This is a genomic window from Clostridium sp. 1001283B150225_161107_B6, assembly GCF_015556325.1.
Classification (GTDB): Bacteria; Bacillota; Clostridia; order Lachnospirales; family Lachnospiraceae; genus Enterocloster.
Genome location: NZ_JADNMD010000026.1, coordinates 1 through 3,112 on the forward strand (window position 1 = coordinate 1; position 3,112 = coordinate 3,112).

The 3,112-nt window shown below is 51.2% G+C and carries 1 rRNA gene; it reads right to left on the reverse strand.

Annotated elements, in window-relative coordinates:
* Positions 1-14: 14 nt before the first annotated feature.
* A 23S ribosomal RNA gene (locus I2H39_RS28685) occupies positions 15-2,906 on the reverse strand.
* Positions 2,907-3,112 lie beyond the last annotated feature (206 nt).

Here is a 3,112-nt window from a genome sequence, read left to right on the forward strand (position 1 = left end):
TTCCCTTAACCTTTTTGGATAAGCCCTCGACCGATTAGTATTAGTCAGCTCCGTACATTACTGCACTTCCACCTCTAACCTATCTACCTCGTCGTCTTCAAGGGGTCTTACTCGCTTTCGCGATGGGATATCTCATCTTGAGGGGGGCTTCACGCTTAGATGCCTTCAGCGTTTATCCCGTCCAGACTTGGCTACTCTGCCATGGCCTTGGTAAGCCAACAGATACACCAGCGGTCTGTCCATCCCGGTCCTCTCGTACTAAGGACAGCTCCTCTCAGATATCCTACGCCCGCGCCGGATAGGGACCGAACTGTCTCACGACGTTCTGAACCCAGCTCGCGTACCGCTTTAATGGGCGAACAGCCCAACCCTTGGGACCTGCTACAGCCCCAGGATGCGATGAGCCGACATCGAGGTGCCAAACCACTCCGTCGATGTGAACTCTTGGGAGTGATAAGCCTGTTATCCCCAGGGTAGCTTTTATCCGTTGAGCGATGGCAATCCCACTTTCATACCACCGGATCACTAAGTCCTACTTTCGTACCTGCTCGACCCGTCGGTCTCGCAGTCAAGCTCCCTTATGCCTTTGCACTCTTTGGATGGTTTCCAACCATCCTGAGGGAACCTTTGAGCGCCTCCGATACCCTTTCGGAGGCGACCGCCCCAGTCAAACTCCCCGCCTGACATTGTCCCCCGCCCGGGTCACGGGCGCAGGTTAGAAACCCAATATCGCAAGGGTGGTATCCCAACATTGGCTCCACACAGACTGGCGTCCATGTCTCTTAGCCTCCCACCTATCCTGTACATGCAATACCGAATCCCAGTATCAAACTGGAGTAAAGCTCCATGGGGTCTTTCCGTCCTGGCGCAGGTAACCAGCATCTTCACTGGTATTTCAATTTCACCGGGTGCATTGTTGAGACAGCGCTCAAATCATTACGCCTTTCGTGCGGGTCGGAACTTACCCGACAAGGAATTTCGCTACCTTAGGACCGTTATAGTTACGGCCGCCGTTTACTGGGGCTTAAATTCAAAGCTTCGATTGCTCTAACCTCTCCTCTTAACCTTCCAGCACCGGGCAGGCGTCAGCCCATATACCTCACCTTACGGTTTTGCATAGACCTGTGTTTTTGCTAAACAGTTGCTTGAGCCTATTCTCTGCGGCCACATCTCTGTGGCACCCCTTCTCCCGAAGTTACGGGGTCATTTTGCCGAGTTCCTTAACAATGCTTCTCCCGCCGGCCTTAGGATTCTCTCCTCATCTACCTGTGTCGGTTTACGGTACGGGCATGTATCACACAATAGCGGCTTTTCTTGACAGCCGGAATCACACACTTCGCTACTTTGGTTCGCTGCGCGTCACGTCTTCGGATTGTACGGCGGATTTGCCAGCCGTACTCCTACCTCGCTTGCCCCGGTATTCCCATTCCCGGGCTGTGTTGTCCTTCTGTGTCCCCACAGTTCTGATGATACATGGTACAGGAATCTCAACCTGTTGTCCATCGGCTACGCCTCTCAGCCTCGCCTTAGGCCCCGACTTACCCAGAGCAGATCAGCTTTACTCTGGAAACCTTGGATATTCGGCCTGGAGGATTCTCACCTCCATCTCGCTACTCATTCCGGCATTCTCTCTTCTTAAAAGTCCACAGCTCCTTACCGGTACTGCTTCGCTCCTTTAAGAATGCTCCTCTACCAATGTACTTACGTACATTCCTAAGCTTCGGTGTTGTGTTTCAGCCCCGGACATTTTCGGCGCAGGACCTCTCGACTAGTGAGCTATTACGCACTCTTTGAATGTGTGGCTGCTTCTGAGCCAACATCCTAGTTGTCTTTGAAATCCCACATCCTTTTCCACTTAACACACACTTTGGGACCTTAGCTGTAGGTCTGGGCTCTTTCCCTTTTGACTACCCAACTTATCTCGTGCAGTCTGACTCCCATACATCATTTATGCGGCATTCGGAGTTTGATATCCCTTGGTAAGCTTTGACGCCCCCTTAGGAATTCAGTGCTCTACCTCCGCTAAACTAATATGAGGCTAGCCCTAAAGCTATTTCGAGGAGAACCAGCTATCTCCGGGTTCGATTGGAATTTCTCCCCTATCCACACCTCATTCCCACCCTTTTCAACGGATGTGGATCCGGTCCTCCACGGAATTTTACTTCCGCTTCAACCTGGACATGGATAGGTCACCCGGTTTCGGGTCTGCCTGTACTGACTTGACGCCCATTTGAGACTTGGTTTCCCTTCGGCTCCGAGCCTTAAGCTCTTAACCTTGCCAGTACCGGCAACTCGCCGGACCGTTCTACAAAAAGTACGCGGTTGCACCTTAACGTGCTCCCACAGCTTGTAAACACAGGGTTTCAGGTTCTTTTTCACTCCCCTCCCGGGGTCCTTTTCACCTTTCCTTCACAGTACTATGCGCTATCGGTCACTAAGTAGTATTTAGCCTTGGAGGGTGGTCCCTCCGACTTCCCACAAGGTTTCTCGTGTCTCGTGGTACTCTGGATACTGCTGCTTCCTATTGTTTTCGTGTACGAGGCTTTCACTCTCTGCGGCCTGACTTCCCAGACAGTTCCACTAACAAATCGGTTCACGTTTGCAGTCCTTAACCCCAGCATGCACGCACGCTGGTTTGGGCTCTTCCCATTTCGCTCGCCGCTACTTTGGGAATCGATGTTTCTTTCTCTTCCTCCGGTTACTTAGATGTTTCAGTTCACCGGGTTCCCCCTGCATGGCTATGGATTCACCATGCAGTGACTGAGGTTTGCTCAGCCGGGTTTCCCCATTCAGATATCTCCGGATCAAAGGATATTTGCTCCTCCCCGAAGCTTTTCGCAGCTTATCACGTCTTTCATCGGCTCTTAGTGCCAAGGCATCCACCCTGCGCTCTTTATAGCTTAACCAAAATGATTCCCCGCGGCGGGTTGCTGCGGTTCCTCTCACGTCCATAGCGTTGGACGCTTTGGTTCTAGGTTTGTTTATAAACGCTTTCGCATTTACAAGTTTGTTTTTTCCATACAATCTCTTGTATGGCCTCGGATGTCTTGATATTCTGATTTAGAATATTCAATTCATTTTCATTCAATATGCGGTTTTCAAGGTACGTATC